The sequence below is a fragment of the Methylocystis suflitae genome (genome assembly GCF_024448135.1).
GTDB classification, from domain to species: Bacteria; Pseudomonadota; Alphaproteobacteria; order Rhizobiales; family Beijerinckiaceae; genus Methylocystis; species Methylocystis suflitae.
The window spans coordinates 1-21,108 of record NZ_JAMRYX010000172.1; the positions used below are offsets into that span (position 1 = coordinate 1).

The 21,108-nt window shown below is 62.5% G+C and carries 18 protein-coding genes; 9 read left to right on the plus strand and 9 right to left on the minus strand.

The annotated features are described in order from the left end of the window. Window positions 1-72 precede the first annotated feature (72 nt). Window positions 73-1,110: a cytochrome-c peroxidase gene (locus NEI07_RS12915; protein WP_256035056.1), complete on the minus strand. Its 1,038-nt coding sequence runs from the start codon at window positions 1,108-1,110 to the stop codon at window positions 73-75. Window positions 1,111-1,501: 391 nt separating this feature from the next. On the opposite strand from NEI07_RS12915, the gene NEI07_RS12920 reads away from it, so the two are divergent. From NEI07_RS12920 to NEI07_RS12935, 4 genes are all read left to right on the plus strand, one after another. Beyond that, on the plus strand, window positions 1,502-2,650 hold the full coding sequence (locus tag NEI07_RS12920; protein ID WP_256035057.1) for a cytochrome-c peroxidase: 1,149 nt from the start codon (window positions 1,502-1,504) through the stop codon (window positions 2,648-2,650). Window positions 2,651-2,721: 71 nt separating this feature from the next. Next, window positions 2,722-3,795, plus strand: a complete 1,074-nt coding sequence (locus tag NEI07_RS12925; protein ID WP_256035058.1) for a metallophosphoesterase family protein — start codon at window positions 2,722-2,724, stop codon at window positions 3,793-3,795. A gap of 16 nt (window positions 3,796-3,811) precedes the next feature. Next, on the plus strand, window positions 3,812-4,210 hold the full coding sequence (locus tag NEI07_RS12930; RefSeq protein ID WP_256035059.1) for a c-type cytochrome: 399 nt from the start codon (window positions 3,812-3,814) through the stop codon (window positions 4,208-4,210). Window positions 4,211-4,317: 107 nt separating this feature from the next. Beyond that, entirely contained in the window at window positions 4,318-5,403 is a 1,086-nt protein-coding gene (locus NEI07_RS12935; protein ID WP_256035060.1) for a helix-turn-helix transcriptional regulator, read from the plus strand. Between the two features lie 579 nt (window positions 5,404-5,982). On the opposite strand, the gene guaB is transcribed toward NEI07_RS12935, so the two are convergent. Continuing rightward, window positions 5,983-7,470, minus strand: a complete 1,488-nt coding sequence (guaB, locus tag NEI07_RS12940) for an IMP dehydrogenase (RefSeq protein WP_256035061.1) — start codon at window positions 7,468-7,470, stop codon at window positions 5,983-5,985. 361 nt (window positions 7,471-7,831) lie between these two features. Here guaB and NEI07_RS12945 point away from each other — a divergent pair, with 361 nt between their 5' ends. Beyond that, entirely contained in the window at window positions 7,832-9,769 is a 1,938-nt protein-coding gene (locus NEI07_RS12945; protein ID WP_256035062.1) for an adenylate/guanylate cyclase domain-containing protein, read from the plus strand. 13 nt (window positions 9,770-9,782) lie between these two features. On the opposite strand, the gene NEI07_RS12950 is transcribed toward NEI07_RS12945, so the two are convergent. Further along, on the minus strand, window positions 9,783-11,609 hold the full coding sequence (locus tag NEI07_RS12950; protein ID WP_256035063.1) for an ABC transporter transmembrane domain-containing protein: 1,827 nt from the start codon (window positions 11,607-11,609) through the stop codon (window positions 9,783-9,785). A gap of 309 nt (window positions 11,610-11,918) precedes the next feature. Between NEI07_RS12950 and NEI07_RS12955 the strand changes: the two genes are divergently transcribed. Continuing rightward, window positions 11,919-12,086, plus strand: a complete 168-nt coding sequence (locus NEI07_RS12955) for a hypothetical protein (protein ID WP_014892999.1) — start codon at window positions 11,919-11,921, stop codon at window positions 12,084-12,086. 111 nt (window positions 12,087-12,197) lie between these two features. Here NEI07_RS12955 and NEI07_RS12960 read toward each other — a convergent pair whose 3' ends face one another. The 3 genes from NEI07_RS12960 to NEI07_RS12970 all read right to left on the minus strand — a co-directional run bounded on the left by NEI07_RS12960 (window position 12,198) and on the right by NEI07_RS12970 (window position 15,984). Beyond that, window positions 12,198-13,856 carry an acyl-CoA synthetase gene (locus tag NEI07_RS12960; RefSeq protein ID WP_256035064.1) on the minus strand — a complete coding sequence of 553 codons (1,659 nt, stop codon included), beginning with the start codon at window positions 13,854-13,856 and terminating at the stop codon, window positions 12,198-12,200. Window positions 13,857-14,011: 155 nt separating this feature from the next. Beyond that, complete coding sequence (locus tag NEI07_RS12965) at window positions 14,012-14,728, minus strand: DUF1013 domain-containing protein (RefSeq protein WP_256035065.1); 717 nt, start codon at window positions 14,726-14,728, stop codon at window positions 14,012-14,014. Window positions 14,729-14,898: 170 nt separating this feature from the next. Continuing rightward, entirely contained in the window at window positions 14,899-15,984 is a 1,086-nt protein-coding gene (locus NEI07_RS12970; RefSeq protein ID WP_256035066.1) for a hypothetical protein, read from the minus strand. Window positions 15,985-16,132: 148 nt separating this feature from the next. Between NEI07_RS12970 and purM the strand changes: the two genes are divergently transcribed. Genes purM through NEI07_RS12985 form a run of 3 tightly spaced genes read left to right on the plus strand, consistent with a single transcriptional unit; the run spans window position 16,133 to window position 18,572 of the window. Continuing rightward, window positions 16,133-17,194: a phosphoribosylformylglycinamidine cyclo-ligase gene (gene purM / locus NEI07_RS12975; protein ID WP_256035067.1), complete on the plus strand. Its 1,062-nt coding sequence runs from the start codon at window positions 16,133-16,135 to the stop codon at window positions 17,192-17,194. Continuing rightward, window positions 17,191-17,850: a phosphoribosylglycinamide formyltransferase gene (purN, locus tag NEI07_RS12980; protein WP_256035069.1), complete on the plus strand. Its 660-nt coding sequence runs from the start codon at window positions 17,191-17,193 to the stop codon at window positions 17,848-17,850. Before purM ends, purN begins: the two co-directional genes overlap by 4 nt. Before the next feature lie 8 nt (window positions 17,851-17,858). Further along, on the plus strand, window positions 17,859-18,572 hold the full coding sequence (locus NEI07_RS12985; protein ID WP_256035070.1) for a glutathione S-transferase family protein: 714 nt from the start codon (window positions 17,859-17,861) through the stop codon (window positions 18,570-18,572). Window positions 18,573-18,661: 89 nt separating this feature from the next. Here the strand turns inward: NEI07_RS12985 and ndk are convergent, their stop codons facing one another. The 3 genes from ndk to tpiA form a co-directional block, all read right to left on the minus strand. Continuing rightward, the gene (ndk, locus tag NEI07_RS12990) at window positions 18,662-19,084 is read right to left on the minus strand and encodes a nucleoside-diphosphate kinase (RefSeq protein ID WP_123176463.1); all 423 of its coding nucleotides are present in this window, start codon (window positions 19,082-19,084) and stop codon (window positions 18,662-18,664) included. A 74-nt stretch (window positions 19,085-19,158) separates the two neighbouring features. Then, the gene (locus tag NEI07_RS12995) at window positions 19,159-20,244 is read right to left on the minus strand and encodes a hypothetical protein (protein ID WP_256035071.1); all 1,086 of its coding nucleotides are present in this window, start codon (window positions 20,242-20,244) and stop codon (window positions 19,159-19,161) included. 93 nt (window positions 20,245-20,337) lie between these two features. Then, window positions 20,338-21,090 carry a triose-phosphate isomerase gene (gene tpiA, locus NEI07_RS13000; RefSeq protein ID WP_256035072.1) on the minus strand — a complete coding sequence of 251 codons (753 nt, stop codon included), beginning with the start codon at window positions 21,088-21,090 and terminating at the stop codon, window positions 20,338-20,340. Window positions 21,091-21,108: the final 18 nt, after the last annotated feature.

Below are 21,108 nucleotides of genomic sequence, written 5' to 3' on the forward strand. Positions count from 1 at the left end.
GGCGACACGCCATAATTTGTGACGGAGCCGTCTTCTTTTTAAGAGTTTGCGCGGCCCAATCGCTCAGGCGCGCTATTGCGGGAGCGGCGTGTCCTTGGTGCGTGGCGGCAGCACCGGATAGACCGCCTTAGGCTGATCGCCATTCAAGGTCCCGAGGAATGCGACGATCGCCTTGACGTCCTGATCGGAGAGATTTTCGCCGAGCTGGTCTTTGGCCATCAGGTCGACCGCCTCTTCCAGCGTCCAGACAGTGCCGGTGTGGAAGTAAGGCGCGCGCAGCGCCACGTTGCGCAGCGGCGCAGAGCGGAAGACGAAGTCGTCCGCCGCGTCATTGGTGACCTTGGCGCGGCCCTTGTCGGCGACGGGCATGATTTCGACGCTCGGCTTCTGCGCGACGCCGAAGGGGAAATAGCCATTGCCGCCGATGTTGACGCCGCCGTGACACGCGGCGCAGCCCTTGTCGATGAAAAGACGCAGGCCTTTTTTCTCAACGTCATTGAGCGCGTTGACATCGCCCTTCAGGAACTTGTCGAATGGCGCATTCGGCGTCGTCAGCGTCGCCTCAAAAGCCTCGATCGCCTTCGCCATGTTGTCGAAACTGACCGGTTTCGGGTCGGCCGGAAAGGCGGCCTTGAACTCCGCGACATAGGCCGGAATGCTATTCAGCATCTTTTCGACCTGCGCTGGCGTGTTGTTCATTTCGACGTCGGCCTGGACCGGGCCTTTCGCTTGCGCCTTAAGGTCGACGGCGCGCCCGTCCCAAAATTGCGCGACGTTGAATACGGCGTTGAGAACTGTCGGCGCGCGGCGCGGTCCTTTTGCCCAGCCATGGCCGATCGACGTCGGGCCGGCGTCAACGCCGCCGGTGCCGAGATTGTGACAGCTGTTGCAGCTGATGATCTGACTCTTCGAAAGTCGCGGATCGAAAAAAAGCTTGCCGCCGAGGTCGATCTTTGCCGGCGTGATCTCGTTATTTTTGACGACGCTCGCGACGCTCGCGGCGTCGATCGGCTTGAAGAGCGCGTTGGCGTCGGCGCGCAAGTCGCCCGCTACAGCCATAGCCGGCGCCAGCAGAGTCGCTGCCAGCGCGGCGAACCTGGTCAAATACATCCCTTACTCCTGCAGTTGATTTGCGGATGCGCTGTTTCGCGCCGCGAGGAAGGCCTCTCTGCGGACGTCAGCTACCACAGCCACGCTGCCGGCGGAAGGGCGTCTTGGGAGTGAGCTGTTTAAAAACAGTCCAGTGTAGCATGAACACGACCGGAAGACCGCAGGGTCAGAACGAAAAGCCAAGCACAAGCCAAGCACTGGATCGGGCGGTTTATTGCGTCACTCTAATGCAATGCACAATCATTACTCGCCAGGAGGGAATATTCGTCCGGCGAGTTCTTTCACGGCGGCGCCGAGCGTCACAGCCATGACTTGCCCTGTCGCTAAAAGCAGAGCAAACTTAACGCGAAAACAAAAGCCGGCGAGAAGCCGAGCGGTTGCGGAGGAGCTCATGGCGCGCGTTCTTAAGTTTCGCAAACCCGTGGAGACGACGCTTGTTGCGCTTCCGCTTGTGGCGCTGCTGGCCGCGGGCGGATGGGCGATGGCCGAGCCGCTCGGCCTGCCGAAACTTCCGGTTCCGGCGGACAATCCGCAGTCGCCGGAAAAGATCGCACTCGGCGACAAGCTGTTCCATGACGCCCGCTTCTCGATCGACGGCACGGTGAGCTGCTCGACCTGTCACAACGACAAAAAAGCTTTCACGGACAGTCCGTTGCGGGTTTCCGAAGGTCACCACAAGCTGACCGGCACGCGCAACGCCCCGTCGGTCATCAACGCGGCCTATTACACCTCGCAGTTCTGGGACGGGCGCTCGATCTCGCTGGAGGATCAGTCGCAGCACCCGATGGTCAATCCCGTCGAAATGGGGCTGCCCGATCACGAGCCGGTGCTTAAGGTCATTCGTGAAGATCCCTCTTATGTCGAGGGCTTCAAGAAGGCGTTCGGCAAGAGCGGCCGAGACGTGACGATGGATGACGTCAAGAAGGCCATCGCGAGCTTCGAGCGCACGGTCATCTCGGGCGATTCGCCTTTCGACAAATGGTATTTCGGCGGCGACCGCAACGCCATCAGCGATCAGGCCAAGCGCGGCTTCGACCTTTATGTCGGCCAGGGACGCTGCATCTCCTGCCATGTCATCGAACAGACGCAGGCGCTCTTCACCGATAATCGGTTCCACAATATCGGCGTCGGCATCAACCGCATCCAAAATGACGTGCCGCGCCTCGCCGCCGAATTCCTCAAGGCCAAAGCGGCTGGCGCCTCCGTCGACAAGACGGTGCTCGCCGATCCGAAGGTCTCTGAACTCGGCCGCTTCGCCGTCACAAATTCCTTCGACGAAATCGGCGCCTTCAAGACCACGACGCTGCGCAATATCGCAATGACCGCGCCTTATATGCATGACGGCTCGCTCAAAACCCTCAAAGACGTCGTCAAGCATTACAACGAGGGCGGGAAGAGCCCCGGCGATCCGGCGCCGGTCAACCCCTATCTCTCCGGCGGCATTCGGCCGTTGGACTTGAAGGATCAGCAGATCGACGATCTCGTCGCCTTCCTGGAGACGCTGACGAGCCCCGCTTATGTGACGGCGCAGACAAAATAGCCGCGAGACCAAAGCGCTGGAGAGAACAAGCGGCGTCGCCACGAAAGCGCGCAGCCGCGAGGGAGGTAGAAATGACCAGACTCATCACCCGCCGCAGCGTGATCGCCGCCGGCGCCGCCGCCGGAACGCTCACGACCCTGCCGATCTCCATGGTGCGCCTCGCCTTCGGCGGAACGCGCGAGGATTTCAGCTTCACTTATATTTCCGATTCGCACATCCAGCAGATCAAAGGCGCGAGCTTCGTGCGCAACTGGGACATGGGCCTGAAGCGCGCCGTCGCCGAAGCCAATCTGATCCTCCCGGAGGCCGATTTCGTCATGTTCGGCGGCGATCTCGCGCAGCTTGGCAAGAAGGAGGAGCTCGACCACGGCGCCGAGATGCTTTCCCATCTCAAGGGCAAGCTCCACTGCGTCATGGGCGAGCATGACTATTATCTCGACCTCGGCGAATATTGGTCGAAGCTCTATGGTCCGCAGTGGTACAGCTTCGACCACAAGGGCGTCCATTTCGTCGTGTTGAATTCGATTCTCACGACGGATGAATGGACGTTCCATCGGTGGCCGACGGCCGAGCAGCGCATGCTCGAAATGGCCGGACTCGACAATCCGAACGGTTCGCCGTTCATGGTCGGCGAAAAGCAGCGCGCCTGGCTTAAGGATGATCTCGGCAAAGTGTCCAAGGACACGCCGCTCATCGTCTTCTCGCATTCGCCGCTGCAGAAGATTTACAAGGGCTGGAATTTCTGGACCGACGACGCCGAGCAGGTGCAGGAGCTGTTGCAGCCGTTCAAGACCGTCAATGTGATCTACGGCCATGTGCACCAGATCCAGTACAATCAGATCGGCAACATCGCCTTCAATGCGGTGATGGCGACGGCCTGGCCCTGGCCATATCCCGACACCTATGCGCAAGCGGGCGCGCATGTTCCTGTGCTGACGGTTCCAATGAACCGCGCGGACCCCTTCTTCGAACGCGACGCCACAGGCTGGCAGATGATCGACGTCAACTCCGGCCGCGTCACCGCGCGCTATCAGCTGTGGGACAACCAGGAGCGCGTCGTCGGGTTCGATCCGAGGCTCGGGAAGCCCGTCGACAAGAAATATCAAGAGGCGATTGTCCGCAAGGCGCCGCAGCTGCATTACTAGGTCGAGGAGAAGGACGATGCGCCGCTACACGATTGCGCTTGTTTTAAGCGCTGTGCTGCTTTCGCCGGCAACGCGCGCCGACGAATTTACGACGACGGACGTCGACCGCTGGCAAGGCGAATTTGATTCGGTCGCGAAGAAAGGCCGCGAGCTTTGGACCAGCGGAGCCGTCGGCACGAATGGCGTGGCCTGCGCGCAGTGCCATCCCAACGCCGCCAACACCCATCCGGAGACTTACCCGAAATTCCAAAAGCAGCTCGGCAAGGTCGCGCAGCTCTTCGAAATGGTGAACTGGTGCATCAAAAACCCGCTGCAGGGGGCCGCGCTTCCGGCCGACGATCCGAAGATGACGGCGCTCGTCGCCTATATTCATAAGGAGCGCAAGGGAGTCGCGATCGACGCCGGCAAGCACTGACCCAAATTCGTGGCCAGTTGGAACCATCCGGCCGGCTGCACGTTTGCATACGGTTTATTTCAAAGCGCACGCGCCTTTAGCGCGACCGCCAGCAAGAGATATTGGAAATGGTTCAGGAACTTATCGATCGTATTTACGAATGCTCCTTCGCGCCGGACATGTGGCCCGACGTGCTCGACGAGCTTTCACATCTTGCCGAGGCGCAGGGCGGCGTGCTCTTCGCGGCGCGCGAAAAAGTCTCCCGCTGGACGGCGTCTCCCGCGATCTGCGAGCATGTCGAGAATTTCATGCGCGGCGACTGGCTGAGCAACTGCACGCGCGGCGGCAGGCTGTTCAGTCGTCGCCATCCGGGATTCCTCACCGACGACGACGTCTATACGGCGGAGGAGCTCGAGCGCGATACGAACTATAGCGACTTCCTGCGGCCACGCGGGCTGGGGTTCAGCGCGGCGACGGCGATCTCGCTGCCCACCGGCGACACCGGCATCATTTGCCTCGAACGCTCACATAACCGCGGACCGGTCGAGCCGTCCGTCATCCGCAAGCTCGACGAATTGCGGCCGCACCTTGCGCGCGCCGCTTTCCTCGCCACGCGTCTGCAACTCGAGCGCGCTCGCGTCGCCGGCGAAACCTTCGCGCTCATCGGCCTTCCGGCGCTCGTGCTTGATGAGGACGGACGCGTCATTTCCGCCAATGATCCGAGCAATGCGCTGAACAATTTTGTCCGCTGGCGCGCCCATGACCGCGTGTCGCTCGTCGACGCCTCCGCCGACGGGCTGCTGCGTCAGGCGATGGACTCACTCGACGACGATCTCGTCGGCGCGCCGAAATCCTTCGCCGCCCGGGCTGGCGAAGACGAAAGTCCAATGATCGCCAATCTGGTGCCGATCCGCGGCGCGGCGCGCGACATTTTCGTGCGTTGCGCGGCGGTTCTGGTGATGACTCCGGTGGGCTCGCCGCAGGCGCCGGCGATCGAATTGGTTCAGTCGCTCTATGATCTCACGCCGGCCGAGGCGCGCGGCCTCGTGGCGGGCAAAACGCTCGAGGAAATCGCCACCGAGCAATCCGTGTCGCGCAACACCGTGCGCACGCATCTGCGCGGCGTGATGGAGAAAACCGGATGCAACCGCCAGGCGGAAGTGGTCGCGCTTCTGGGTGGACTCGCCCCGCTCAACCCGCCAAAGGGCGAATAAGCGTATACATTTGATTTCAAGGAATTGAGGGGCCGGCCTCATCCGTTTGGATGATGCCGGCCCCTTTCTTTCGTCTTAACGTTTTCTCGAACGTCGGGGGGGCGGACGAAATTGCCGCGGACGCTTCAGTAACTCGAGGTTCGATACGACACGCTCAATTTTTAGCCCGCCTTTTTGAGCCGACTCTTTCAGCAGCCCTTTTGAGCTTAAATTTGGAGGGTCTTCGCGAGGCCCTCTAGTTTCTCCACGTCAGCTTAAGGGCGCGCCATCAAAATATTGGAGCAGGTTCTCATCGAAAAAGTCCGTCAACTTTTTCGGGACCTGCTCTCGGCGAATACTGGAGCCACGCTTCAAAAAAAACTGCCGTCATCATCAATTCGCATGACGCGGAGAAGCGATTCTGGTCGTAGTTTTTTTATGAACAGTGAGAGGCGCAAGGAGTTAGACCAGCGCATATGCTCTCATTGTTCGCTTATCTGGCGCTCACTTCTCAGGATACTTTTCCAGGATGTTTCCTCCTCGACTTTTCTCCCATCTCTTTAGGGGCCGTTGCGCGGCCCCATTTTTTTGCCCAGCCTCTCAGACGCCCGTCGGATAGTTCGGGCTCTCGCGGGTGATCGCGACGTCATGCACATGGCTCTCGCGCAATCCGGCGTTGGTGATGCGCACGAACTGCGCGCGCTCCTGGAACTCCTTGACTGTCGGCGCGCCGACATACCCCATCGCCGCGCGCAGGCCGCCCGCGAGCTGGTAGAGGATCGGCGCGATCGGGCCGCGATAGGGCACCTGTCCTTCGATGCCCTCTGGAACAAGTTTGAGCTGTTCCTTCACGTCGCCCTGGAAATAGCGCGTCGCCGAGCCTGCGGTCATTGCGCCGACTGAACCCATGCCGCGATAGGCCTTGAACGAGCGGCCCTGATACAAAAACACCTCGCCGGGCGACTCCTCGGTTCCCGCGAACAGCGAGCCGATCATGACGACGTCGGCGCCTGCCGCGATCGCCTTGGCGAGGTCGCCGGAATATTTGACGCCGCCGTCGCCGATCACCGGCACGTCGGCTTTGCGCGCCTCGTCCGCCGCCTCCATGATCGCGGTGAGCTGCGGCACGCCGACGCCCGCAACGATGCGCGTCGTGCAGATCGAGCCGGGGCCGATGCCGACTTTGATCGCGTCGGCGCCGGCGCCGATCAGCGCCTTGGCCGCTTCGGCGGTGGCGATGTTGCCGGCGATGATCGAGACCTTGTTCGACGCCTTCTTGACCCGCGTCACTTGGTCGATCACCGACTGCGAATGGCCGTGCGCGGTGTCGATCACCACGCAGTCGACGCCGGCGTCGATGAGCTGAAGCGCGCGCTCGAAGCCGTGGTCGCCGACGGTCGAGGCGGCGGCGACGCGCAGCCGCCCCTCGTGATCCTTGCAGGCGTAGGGATGCAGCGTCGCCTTCTCGATGTCCTTGACGGTGACCAGGCCGACGCAGCGGTGATCCTCGTCGACGACGAGCAGTTTCTCGATTCGATGTTCGTGAAGCAGCCGCTGCGCTTCCGCCTGCCCCACGCCTTCTTGAACCGTGATGAGCTTTTTCGTCATCAGCTCGGCCACGGATTGGCTGCGGTCCTGGGCGAAGCGCACGTCGCGATTAGTGAGAATGCCCACGAGCTTCCCCCTGCCGCCGTCGCTGGCGCGCTCGACGACCGGAATTCCCGAAATGCCGTGGCCCGCCATCAGCGCGAGCGCGTCGGCGAGGGTTTCGTCGGGGAAAATGGTGATCGGGTCGACCACCATGCCGCTTTCGTAGCGTTTGACCTTGCGCACCTCGGCGGCTTGCGCGGCGGGCGACAGGTTCTGGTGGATGACGCCGATGCCGCCCGCCTGCGCCATGGCGATCGCGAGACGCGCCTCGGTGACGGTGTCCATCGCGGCCGAAACGATCGGCAGATTGAGCGTGATCTCGCGCGTCAGCCGGGTCGTGACATCGACGGCGGAAGGCATAACCCGCGAATGGCCGGGCCGCAGCAACACGTCGTCGAAGGTCAATGCTTCGGTCAACGTGACGGGCGATATGGCCATTGGCGCCAACTCCTCTGAGCGGCGAAGCAAACGCGTCAGCCGCGGGATGGAAATTTGACGGCCTGCGCCGTCTGGGGTTGGCGCGTGCTCATAGCATTATTCAGGACGAAGGCAAATGACAGGAAAACGCGCCTTGAACAGCCGACGGACTGAGCCTTCGAGAATAGCTCCGATTGGAGAGTCCCCAGGCCGCGCACCGCTTCCTTGGGCGCGTTGGGCGTATAGGCGGCCGGCAGCCGAGAAAATTTGCTATGCTTTCAAGGAATGATCCGAACGCGAGCAGACGATGCGCCTTATTCAACTTAGCTTTGCTTCGCGCCTGGTGGCATTGGTCGCTGCGCTAAGCGTCGGCGCGACGCTGATGTCCTCGATACTGCTCTCCTGGTCCAACTACCGCGCCATGCTGGCCGAAGCCGAAGTTGAAGGCGAAAGCGTCGCGCGGCTGCTGGCGCGAAGCGCGAGCCTCGCGCGTGAACTTCCGCTTGAAGTCGAGCAAATGCTTTCGCAGCACATGATCGTCTCGGCCGAGCTTCTGGCGCAATTTGTCGACGCCGCGGAAAAAGCTGGCATGACGTCGGCTGAGATAAAAAGCCGGCTCAGCGCAATCACCGAGAAAACCGTTCTCGATGAGTTCTGGGTGACTGACGAAAAGGGCTACGCCTACATTCACGGCGACAACCACACGGATTTCCAATTCAGCGCGTCCGCCGAGGACCAGCCACAGGCGCATGAATTTTGGAAGCTGTTGAGCGGCAAGACGAACACGGTCGTCCAGGACGCCAGAAAGCGGGAGATCGACAATGAGCGGTTCAAATATGTCGGCGTGCGCGGCATAGACAAACCGCGGATCGTGCAGGTCGGCTACAATGCGCGCATTCTTGAGAAAGTTGACGAGCAGATCGGCCTTCCGCGCGCAATCGACAACCTGCTGGGCAGCGGCGAAATCGACGCGATCTTCGTTTTCAACAAGGATTCGAAGCTGATCGCCAGCCCCAAGGCCGCACGGCTCAACAACGGCCGCGATCAGCTGACGGACGAGGAGCTGGCGCCCGTCCGGACCGTTATCGCAAGCGGGAAGCCACGGTCGGTGAATAGCGCCGGCAAGCTCAGCGTCATCTCCCCGATCGATGCGGAAGACGGCGGCGGCGCGATCGGCGCCGCTTTGATCAGAATGCCGACGGCGCGACTGAACAGCGCTCTCGCCTCGCAAATCGAAACGGCGCTCGGGATCGCTTTGGCCGCAACCCTGCTCGGCGGCGGCATGGCGGTCTGGATTGCGCGAAAACAGACAGCCCCTGTCGTGGCGATCACCAAAGCCGCGCACAACGTCGAGCGCAGAGCGTTTTCGGCCGGCGAATTGTCGGATGTCGAGGCGCGCACCGACGAAGTAGGACAATTGGCGCGCGTCTTCAAGAAAATGGCGCTCGACTTTCTCGATCGCGAACGGACGCTCGACGCGCTCGTGACGCAACGAACCCAGGCGCTCCAAGAGAGAAATACGGAACTCGAAACACTGTCGGCGCGCCTCTCCAAATATCTTTCGCCCCAGCTCTACGGCACGCTTTTCAAGAACAAAACTGTCGCGTCCATTTCAGCAAAGCGGAAGAAGCTGACGATCTTTTTTTCCGATGTCGTCGGCTTCAGCGAAATGGCCGAGCGGCTGGAATCCGAAGACATCACGCGCATGCTCAACGATTTCCTCAACGAGATGGCGAACCTCGCGCTGGCCTATGGCGCCACCATCGACAAATATATCGGCGACGCGGTCATGATTTTTTTCGGCGACCCGGAGACGCGCGGCGTCAAGGAAGACGCCGTGGCGTGCATTCTCATGGCGCTCGACATGCAGGCGATGACCCGACAATTGGAGCGCCGCTGGCGCGAACAAGGCTTGGACCAGAGGTTCCAGATCCGCATCGGCGTCAACACGGGCTATTGCACCGTCGGCGATTTCGGCAGCCAGGAGCGGATGGATTACACCATCGTCGGTCATCAGGTGAATGTGGCGGCGCGACTTGAGCAGTCGGCCGCGCCGGGCGCGATTCTCATCTCGCATGAGACGATGACGCTCGTGAGCGACGCGATCGAAGTTGAAGAACAATCCCCGCTTCATGTGAAGGGCGTCAGCGGCCCGATCCACACATATAAAGCGATTGGCAAAAAGGCGCCGTCCATGACCGAGGCCATTCACGAGGAGCGTGAGGGTCTGCGCGTCGACGTTGACCTCCTGAAAGCCAATAAGGATGAGGCGATCAGTCTGCTGAAAGCCACGATCGAGCGCATCCGTTCAAGCGAATAACGGCATCCGCGCCTCAGGCGGCGGCGCCGGCGCGGTCGGTGTCGAACTGCAGTTTCGCAAGCCGCGCATAAAGCCCGCCAGCGGCGGTCAGGCTCGCGTGCGTGCCCTGCTCGACGATGCGGCCTTCGTCCATCACGATGATTCGATCTGCTTCCAACACTGTCGCCAGACGATGGGCGATGACCAGGCTCGTGCGCCCCTGCATGACGTCATGCAGCGCCGCCTGCACCAAAGCCTCGTTCTCGGCGTCGAGCGCCGAGGTGGCTTCGTCGAGGAGCAGCACCGGCGCGTCGGCGAGGATTGCGCGCGCGATGGCGAGGCGCTGGCGCTGTCCGCCAGAAAGCGTGATGCCGCGCTCGCCGAGCAGCGTGTCGTAGCCCATCGGCAGCGCCATGATGAAGTCGTGCGCCTGGGCGCGCTTCGCCGCGGCGACGATCTCCCCGCTCGACGCGTCGTCGCGGCCGTAAGCGATGTTTTCAGCGACGGAGAGTCCGAAGATCACCGGATCCTGCGGCGCGAGCGCGATCGCCCTGCGCAGCGCCACGGGATCAAGATCGCGCAGGTCGACCCCGTCCAGAGATATGGAGCCGGAGTCGACGTCGTAGAAGCGAAGAAGCAGCGCAAAGGTTGTCGATTTGCCCGCGCCGGACGGCCCGACCAGGGCGACGCGCTCGCCGGGCGCAACGACGAGCGAGAAATCCTGCAGCGCGGGCTTATCGGGCGCCGTCGCATAGGCGAAGCGCACATGATCGAAGACGATGCGTCCTTGCCAGCGCGCGGGCGGCGGCGTCGGCCGCGCCGGGGCCATGATGCGCGGTTGAATGGCGAGGATTTCGGCGATGCGGCCGCCGGCGCCGGCGGCGGCGGAGAGCTCGCTCCAGGTCTGAGTGAGCTCGCCGAGCGAGCTTGCGCCAAGCACCGCATAGAGGACGAACTGGGACAGAACGCCCGATGACATGTGCCCGGCGAGCACGTCCTGGGCTCCCAGCCAGAGCACGCCGACCACGCTCGTGAAGACGACGAGAATGGCTCCGGCGGTCACGAAGGCGCGAAGCATCGTCGCGGCCTGCGCCGCCTCATAGGCGGCCGCCACCGCGCGCGTGAATCGCGCCGTCGTCGACGCCTGCGCGCCATTCGCCTGCATGGCGCGCACGGCCGAGAGATTTTCCCCGGCGTAGGCGGAAGCCTGCGCCAGCGTGTCCTGAGCGGAGCGGGAACGCCGGCGCACCGCCCGGCCCGACGCGATGAGCGGCAGAACGATGATCGGGATAGCCGCGAGCGTCATACCGGCAAGCTTGGGGCTCGTCGCCACCATCATGACGATTGCGCCGAAGAACATGAAGAGATTGCGCAGCGCGACCGACGCCGATGAGCCAAAAGCGGACTTCAGCTGCGTCGTGTCGGCGGTCAATCGGGAGAGTAACTCGCCCGTTTTCGCGGTATCGTAGAAGGCGGCGTCGAGCGCTGTGAGATGTCTGAAGAGATCGGCGCGCAGGTCGGCGACCACACGTTCGCCGAGCGTCATGACGAAATAGTAGCGGGTCGCGGAAGCGATCGCGAGCGTCGCGGCGACTGCGATCATCGCGCCGAAATAGGCGTTCACCGCGCCGGCGCTGTCGGCCGAAAAGCCGTGGTCGATCATGCCGCGCACGGCGAGCGGCAAGGTGAGAGTCGCGCCCGCCGCCATGAGGAGCGCGACAAAGGCGAACACGATCGTTCGCTTGTAGCGCAGCGCATAGGGCAGCAAGGGCCGAAGCGGAGAGAGTGTGGCTTTCAAACCGCGATCCGGTTTGCGCGCCACGGGATCGACGGAATCGACGTCAGCGTTCTTTTTTGTCATCGGCAGGGGGTATAACGTCCGAGTTCGACGAAAACGAATTGAAGCGAGCGCCCCGCGACCGAAACCGCCGCAGAAGCATGTTGAAATCGAAATTTCTTTTTCGCTATTGAACGGCCTAAATCGCGTCAACCGATGAACAGTATTTTTTATCAATTAGTTACATGCGCGACATCCTGTCGCATGCGCAATTGACTCAGCGCCAACTTGTGCTAACCTCCAGCCTGCGTCGAAATGACGCGCCCATGGGATGAGAATGCGCCGGCGGACAAGGCGCAACTCAGGGAACGAAAATAAGAGGAGTGAAGAACGATGGCTCAGAAAGAACTCGAAATCACCACGAACACCTACATCTTCGCTGGCATCGGCGCGGTGATCCTCGGCGGTCTCGCCTCTGTCGCGCTTGGCGGCCTGCCCAACACGATCGCGGCGGCTGTCGTCGGCGCTCTGGCTGGCGGCTGCCTCGGACTCTTCTTCTAGATTTAAGCGACATAGCGGGGCGCGGAAAGTTTCGGCCTTCCGCCCCCGACGCGAAGCCGGCAGTCGTAAAGACCGCTGGCTTCTCATTTTAGGCCGCTCCTTCGGCATTTTTTAAAGGGACGCCGTTGTCGCGCTCGCCGGCCAGATTTCTCGAGCGCGTTCGCGCAGAACATATTTGCGAATCTTCCCCGTCGAGGTCTTCGGCAACTCGCAAAAGACGACGTGGCGCGGGCATTTGAAATGCGCCAGATGCTGGCGCGTCCAATCGATCAGCTCCTCCGCGCTCGCCTGTTCGCCATCCTTCAGCTCGACGAAGGCGCAAGGCGTTTCGCCCCATTTGTCGTCAGGCGCGGCGACCACCGCCGCGGCGCGAACCTTGGGATGGCGAAACAGCGCGTCTTCGACCTCGATCGAGGAAATATTTTCGCCGCCCGAAATGATGATGTCCTTCGAGCGGTCTTTCAGCTGGATGTATCCGTCGGGATGTCGCACGCCCAGATCGCCTGAATGAAACCAGCCGCCGTGGAAAGCTTTCTCCGAGGCGCTCTTGTTCTTCAGGTAGCCCTTCATCACGACGTTGCCGCGGAACATGACCTCGCCCATCGTCGCGCCGTCGCGCGGCACCGGCTGCATGCTGTCCGGGTCGATCACGTCGAGATTTTCGAGAACGAGATAGCGCACGCCTTGGCGGGCCTTCATCTGCGCCTGTGCGGCGCCGTCCAGCGAATCCCAGTCGTCGTGCCATTCATTGACGGCGGCAGGGCCGTAGGTTTCGGTCAGTCCATAAAGATGCGTGACTTCGAATCCGGCGGCTTTCATGCCGGCGAGCACCGCCTGCGGCGGCGGGGCGGCGGCGGTAAAGAATCGCGCGGTTCGCGCTAGCGGCTTCTTTTCAGATTCGGCCGCATTGAGAAGCGTCGACATGACGATGGGCGCGCCGCACAGATGCGTGACGCCGTGCTCCGCCATCAGCGCATAGATATGGCCGGCGCGCACTTGCCTTAGACAGACATGGGTTCCGGCATTGACCGAAATCGACCAGGGGAAGCACCAGCCGTTGCAATGGAACATCGGCAGCGTCCACAGATAGACCGGGTGTCGGCCCATGTCGCCGGTGAGGACGTTGCCGAGCGCGGTCAGATAGGCGCCGCGATGATGGTAGACGACGCCCTTCGGATCGCCCGTCGTGCCGGAGGTGTAGTTGAGCGAGATCGCGTCCCATTCGTCCCCCGGCGGGGACCATTGATAATCGGCGTCGCCCGAGTTCAGGAACTCCTCATATTCCACAGAGCCCAACCGCTCCCCGGGCCCGTCATATTCCGGATCGCTGTAGTCAATGATCATGGGCTTCGCCTTCGCGAGCGAGAGCGCTTCGCCAATGACGTCCGAGAACTCCCGATCGACAATCAGCGCCTTCGTCTCGGCGTGGTCGAGCGTGAAGGCGAGGATCGAAGCGTCAAGCCGCGTATTCAGCGTGTTGAGCACCGCGCCCATCATCGGAACGGCGTAGTGGCATTCAAGCATCGCCGGCGTGTTCGCGAGCATGACGGAGACGGTGTCGCCGCGCCCAAGTCCCGCCTTCTCAAGCGCGCTCGCGAGCCGCAGGCTGCGGGCGTAAAAATCGCGATAATTGCGCCGTAACTGGCCGTGCGCGATCGCGATGCGTTCGGGAAAGACGGCCGCGGCGCGCTCCAGAAAACTGATCGGAGTCAGCGGCTGGAAATTGGCGGGATTTCGTTCGAGGTCGCGATCATAAGGCGAGTTGGTCATCCGGGGAGTCCAAAGGTTCGCCAGCGAGAATGTGATCACGGCGAGAGCGACGCTCGCAGCGCGATATGCGTAACGCCCGCGCGGCTAAGCTCTGTGTGAAAGATACGCGCGAGCTACCGGTTGATCAATCGGCGCTCGCGCGAAGACCCGCGTCGTTACTCGCCGAAATCGACGTCCTTGAGCCGTCCGAACACGCGATCGGCGTCGAAATTATCTTCATCGTCCGACGGCGCCGCTGGCTTGGCCTTGCCGAAGACGTCCTCGGTCGTGGACGGCTCGGGCCGCGGACTGGTGGTGACGCTAGCAGGCACCAGCGTCTGGCCATGATCCTCGACGGTCGCCGGCTTGTCCTTCGCGGCGCGATTGACCTCAAAGTCGAGATCAATCTGCGAGCAAAGCCCGAGCGTCACCGGGTCCATCGGCGTCAGCGCCGCGGAATTCCAGTGGGTGCGCTCGCGGATCGCCTTCAACGTCGTCTTTGTTGTGCCGACGAGACGCATGACTTGGGCGTCCTTCAGCTCCGGGTGATTGCGCACGAGCCATAGAATCGCGTTCGGACGGTCCTGACGGCGCGAGAGGGGCGTATAGCGCGGACCGCGCGCCTTCTTGACCTCCGGCACGACGACCTTGGAGACGGAGAGATGGAGGCGATGGGCCGAGTTTTTCTCGGCCTTTTCGATCTCCTCGCGCGTGAGCTGCCCGGAGGTGATCGGATCATGGCCCCGAATCCCAGCCGCGACCTCGCCGTCAGCGATTCCCTTCACCTCGAGCGGATGCAGTTTGCAGAAATCGGCGATCTGATCGAATGTCAGCGATGTATTTTCGACGAGCCAAACGGCCGTGGCCTTCGGCATCAGCGGGGCGTTGCCCATCTGCAAACTCCTTGATCAGGCATGGGGGCGACGTCTGGCGCCGCGCCGCCCGGCGCCAGCGACCCACAGAACGACCGTCCATGTTGGGATTTCGCCTATATAATCCGCCGCCGCCTAAAGCGCAATCAATCCGGAAACTCCCGCGAAAGCGCCGCCAACTCGGCAAGCGCTCAGGCCGAGTCTTGCTCGCGGGCATGCGCGGGGCGTAATCCGCGCAAATGCGCCGGAAACAGTTCGCCGATCGCTTCGCCGATGGCGGCGCCGTAGCGGTGAAACATGAGGCCGAAGACGATGAGCAGAACGCCGATGCCCGACAGCGCGAAGGGGAAAAGGATCGAATCCTTGAAAACGCTTGCGGCGAGATAGCTCAGATAGGTCGTGACGCCGATCGCGCCGAATACAGCATAGACGCGGCGCATCAGGAAGATCGACAGAAAGATCAGTCCGACGTTGACGCCGCAGTAGAGCGCCTTGCCCAATTCGTCGCCGCTGTGTTGGGCCGTCAGCCCACCCCAAAAGGCCAGCAGCCCGAAGAGATGCAGCCAGAAAGCGAAGTCGCCGTTCCGCCACCGCTTGAGATCGACGAGCCAGGCGACGGCGAGGACGCAGAGCCCAAAATACATGCTCACCGTCGCCCGCTGATCCCATGAAAATTCTACAACGCCCATCAGCCAGGGCGTCAGATCCATCGACATGAACCAAAGCGCGAAGGCGATGATCATGATGAGGAAAGGAAAGGGAAAGGCGAGCAGCGCGACAGACGCCGCGCCGATCGTTCCAAGCTCCATGGGCAGCCAGCTGGATTGGATCCAAACGTAAAAGTCCCGGTAGGGACGCGCCTCCCCGGCCGGATTGACGTCGTACATCGACTGCAGCGCAAAGATCGCGAGCGGCGCCATGCCGACCGCGCAAGCGATGAGCAGCCCGCCCGGCGTATGCAGGTCGCGCTTACGCCACAGATAGGCGCCGGCGAAGGCGAAGATGGCGGCGTAGACGATCGCGGTGACCAGCAGCGCCTTGTCGCCCCAAAGGCCAAAGGCCGTCGTCGAAAACATGCCCATGGCGCCGAGCACGATCAGCGCGCCGGCGTACCACAGCAGGTTGACGACGTCATAGCGCGGTGCTTGGGACGTCGCCTCCGCGGCGGCCGCGCGCCGCAACGCGAGAAATTGCGACAGCCGCTCGAAGGACGCCGCGTCAATCGCTCCGGCGTCGCGGGCGGCCGCGATATCGTCAATGGAGAATCGAATCTTCATGGCGCTGCTCCTTTGCGGCGACAGTCATATGCCGCGCTACGGAAAAAACTTTGTGCAAACGCACATGAGCGTAGCCGTTCCGAGCGGATTTGACAGCCGCCGCCGCTTGCGCCCATCTAACGCCGGCGCCCATGACGCGAAGGATGAAATGCAACAGAGAAATTCGGGCCTTACCTACGCCGGCGCCGGCGTCGATATCGACGCAGGCAATCGGTTCGTCGACATGATCCGACCCGCCGTGCGTTCGACGCGGCGCTCCGGCGCCGACGGCGAGATCGGCGGCTTCGGCGGCGTGTTCGATCTCAAGGCGGCCGGATTTTCCGATCCTGTCCTCGTCGCGGCAAACGACGGCGTCGGCACCAAGGTGAAGATCGCGATCGAATCCGGTCTGCATGACACGATCGGAATCGATCTTGTCGCCATGTGCGTCAATGACCTGATCGTTCAGGGCGCCGAGCCGCTTTTCTTCCTGGATTATTACGCGGCGGCCAAACTCGACCCCAACGTGGCGACGTCGGTAGTGAAGGGCATCGCCGCCGGTTGCGTCGAGGCGGGGTGCGCCCTGCTTGGCGGCGAGACCGCCGAAATGCCAGGCCTCTATGCGCGCGGCGACTATGACCTCGCCGGATTCGCCGTCGGCGCCGCAGAGCGCAATCGCCTTCTACCCCGCGACGTCCATGCCGGCGATATGCTTTTCGGGCTCCCCTCCTCCGGCGTCCATTCCAATGGCTATTCGCTCGTGCGCAGCGTTGTGAATCGCGCTGGCCTTGCGTGGAACGCCACCGCGCCTTTCGCGCGCGACCTCAATCTGGCCAAGGCGCTGTTGACGCCAACCCGCATCTACGTGAAGCCCCTGCTCGCGGCCTTGAAGGCGACGCCGCATATCGTCGCCCTTGCCCATATCACCGGCGGCGGCTTTCCCGACAATCTCCCGCGCGTGCTGCCAAGCGGGCTAGGCGTCGCGCTCGATCTGTCGACGTTCGCTCCTCCGCCGGTTTTCCGCTGGCTCGCCGAGACGGGAAACATCGCGGCAAGCGAGATGCTGCGCACCTTCAACTGCGGAATCGGCATGGTTGTGGTGGCCTCCGAGCCCGCCGCCGGCGAAGTGGAGACGGCCTTGCGCGCCGTTGGCGAGAAGCCCGTGCGCATCGGCGAAATCATCGAGACGGACGGCGAGCGGGTCGTTATGCACGGGACTCTGACGTTGTGACGCGGCTGCGCACCGCGATTCTCATCTCGGGTCGCGGCTCAAACATGGACGCGCTGATCGCCGCCGCCAGGGACCCCAGCTTTCCGGCTGAAATCGCCCTTGTGCTTTCCAATCGCCCCGATGCGCCGGGCCTCGCCAAGGCGAAGACCGCCGGCGTCGCGACGGCGGCGGTCGACCACAAGATTTATGCGGGACGCGAGGAATTCGAGCGCTCGCTCCAATTGGTGCTGGAAACCTATCGCATCGAATTCATTTGCCTCGCAGGCTTTCTGCGCATGTTCACGCCCTGGTTCGTTAGCCTCTGGCGCGGGCGCATGCTCAACATTCACCCTGCCCTGCTGCCCTCCTATCGCGGGCTCGACACGCATGAGCGTGCGCTGGCGGACGGCGTGAAGATTCACGGCGCCACGGTGCATTTCGTCGTGCCCGAGATGGACGAAGGTCCGATCGTCGCGCAGGCCGCCGTGCCCGTGCTCGACGACGACACGCCGCAGACGCTCGCCGCCCGTGTGCTTGCGCAGGAGCATGTCATCTATCCGATGGCGCTGCGGCTGGTCGCGTCGGGCGCCGTAGGGATCGAAGGCAATCGGGTGCTTGGCGCCCCGGCGCCGCAAGACACAGCGCTCATCGTTCCGGGCGCCGTTGCGCCGACCTAGGGAATTTCATGACGATCACGCTTTACTGCTTCCGCCCTGTCGCCGGACTGCCGGACGCATCGCCTTTCGTGACGAAAGCGATGGTGCTTTTGAAGATGGCGGGCCTCGATTATGTCGAAGACCGCAGCGGCTTTTCGAAAGCGCCGAAAGGCAAGCAGCCCTACATCAACGACGACGGCGAAATCGTCGCCGATTCAACCTTCATCCGTTTCCATGTCGAGAAGAAATACGGCGCGGACTTCGACGCGCAGTTGAGCGCCGCGCAAAAGGCCGTCGGCTGGTGCGTCGAGCAGATGTGCCAAGAACATCTCTATTGGATCATCGTCCATACCCGTTGGATGGACGAGGCCAATTTCGAACGCGGTCCGGCGCGCTTTTTCGCGAGCGTGCCCGCCGTGGCGCGGCCGCTCGCCAAATGGTTCATTCGTCGCAAGATCGCCAAATCGCTTTGGGCGCAGGGCATGAGCCGTCACAGCCCATCGGAAATCGACGCGCTCGGCGTGCGCGATATCGAGGCGCTTGCGACGCTGATCGGCGACAAGCCCTATCTTTTCGGCGATGCGCCCTGCGGCGCCGACGCTACGGTCTTCGCCTTTGTGGCGTCGGTCTTATCGCCGATGTCGGAGAGCGCCGTTCGCAACGCGGCGCTCGCGAACGCCAACCTTGTCGCCTATCGCGACAGGATGATGCAGGCGTATTTCCCTGGGCACGCGGCGGCCTAATTTCCGCGCCGGGCCGTGATGGCCGGGCTTGGCCGGCCATCACGTCGTCAGATCTCATGCCCGTGACAAGCGCGGGCATGACGCCTTGATTAGCCGACGATCTCGTTGCCGGAAAAGAACTGCGCGATTTCCACCGCCGCGGTTTCCGGCGCGTCGGAGCCATGCACCGAATTCTCGCCGACGCTCAATGCATGTTCCTTGCGAATTGTGCCCGGCGCGGCATTCGCGGGATTGGTTGCGCCCATGACTTCGCGGTAGCGCGCGATGGCGTTCTCGCCTTCAAGCACCTGCACGACAACCGGTTCGGAAATCATGAAGTCGACGAGCTCGCCGAAAAACGGCCGCTCCTTATGCACGGCGTAAAAAGCTTCCGCCTGTTCACGCGACATGCGGATGCGCTTCTGAGCGATGATGCGCAGGCCCGCATCTTCGATCAGCGCGTTGATCTTGCCTGTGAGATTGCGCTTCGTCGCGTCGGGCTTGAGAATGGAAAAAGTGCGTTCGATCGCCATAGGAGCGCATCGCCTCGTCGTTGGAGTATTAGTAGGCGCCGCGCTTATATCGGTCGCTCGCCGAGGCGGCAAGCCTACATCGCGTCGGCCTTTTCCGCTTCGCTGCGCGTTGGCGAAGGCCGGAACCTGGTCGCCGGATCGTTGCGATCGATGCGCCAATTGGGATGGTGGAAATGCAGGACGTGATCGCCGTTGTAGGAAACGACGGCATTGTCGAACGTCAGCGCGCCGATCCGCCGCCAATTGCGAAACGTCCCTTTCTTAAATCCGGTGCGGCCGGTCACTTCGCCATCCTCGGTGACCTCGATGGTGAAAACGATTTCGCGCCTCGGCGTTGGATCGCCCTTGTCGAACATCATCGCCAGCAATTCGTCGCGCGAATCGAGGTCATCTCCTTCAATTCGCGGATGGCCCGGCGCCAGCTTTAAGCGCATGAAGCGCGGCGCTCGGGTAGGAATGTCGCGAGGCTTGCCGAGCTCGGCGACTTCGTGGAGCTGCCGCTCGGTCGGATCCTTATCGGTGATCGCGAATATGATTCCCGCCGTCATGACAATTGGCGACGTCGCCCAATCGTTTGAGAGCGTGACGTTCGGCGCATTGACGAAATCGACATCGTTGATGTAGCGCGTCGACGCGCCGACGATATCGTCGATCGTGAAGAAGTTCGCCGTCTGCAACGGCTCTTTATGGTCTGGATCGGTCGTCGGAAAGAGCTTGCCGGCGATGCCCTGCCCGCGCGGTTTGCCGCGCTTCACCGCCCCGCCGTTGGAATAGCGCGCGACGACAAGCGCCTTGCTGCCCTTCTGGAAGTAGCCGGTGTAGCCGCTGTCCTCGGTGATTTCCCAGAAGCCCGTCAGAACGACGCCCCAGGGATGCACGATGCGTCTGAAGCCTTTCTTGTCAGGCCCCCACCTGAGGTCGCTGCGCGCGTCGACCGATCGCTGGGCGGCCTCAGTCAAAAAGTGCCTGCCCCGCCAAAGCGCGCGCAACACGTCGAAAAAGGTCGGCATCACGAAGGGGAGCGGCGGCTCGCCGGGCGCGCCCCAGACCTTTTGATAGGGATTGGCGAAAACAGCGTCGCGCACGTCGCTGAATCGCGAACCGGGATAGACACGGTCTTCATCGACCAATTCAATGACGCCGAAATCGTTCGGGCTCATGGCATGCCCCCTTATACAAACAATTTAGAGAAAACCGGCCCCCTCTAAGCAATCGACTTTATCGGCCCCCATCCGATTGTCCAGCTTTGCTTGTCAGACATAGGCGCTCGCGACGCCGATGAACTCCGTGGCCGTCAAACTCGCGCCGCCAACCAGCGCGCCGTCGACATTGGCGACATGCATCAATTCGCGGGCGTTCGACGGCTTGACCGAGCCGCCGTAGAGAATGCGCACATCGCCGCTCTTGCCGCCGCCGAGCCTGGCTTCGATCCGCTCGCGCGCGAAGGCGTGCATTTCGGCGACGTCATCGACGGTCGGCGTCAAGCCTGTGCCGATCGCCCAGACCGGCTCATAGGCGACGACGATATGCGCGGGCGCGTCAGCGGGCAGAGAGCCCGCAATCTGCGCGCCGACGACGCTCAACGCATCGCCTGCCTCGCGCTCGGCGCGCGTTTCGCCGACGCAAATGATCGGCGTGAGTCCGGCGCGCAGGGCGGCGGCGGCCTTCGCCCACACGTCGGCGTCGGTCTCGCCATGGTCCGAACGACGTTCACTGTGGCCGACGATGACGTAGGACGCGCCGGCGTCCTTGAGCATCTCGGCGGAAATGTCGCCCGTGTGAGCGCCGCTGGCCGCGGCATGGCAATCCTGTCCGCCAAGGCCCAAGCCTCCGCGCGTCGCAATCTCGCGCGCGAGGGCGATCAGCGTGGCCGGCGGACAGACGATCAATTCGGCGCGCGCGCGCAGCGCATCGTCATAGGCGGCGCCCATCGCCTCGATCTCGGCCAGCGAGGCGCGCAGCCCGTTCATTTTCCAATTTCCCGCGACGAGCGGACGACCGATCATGCGAAATGCTCCTGACAA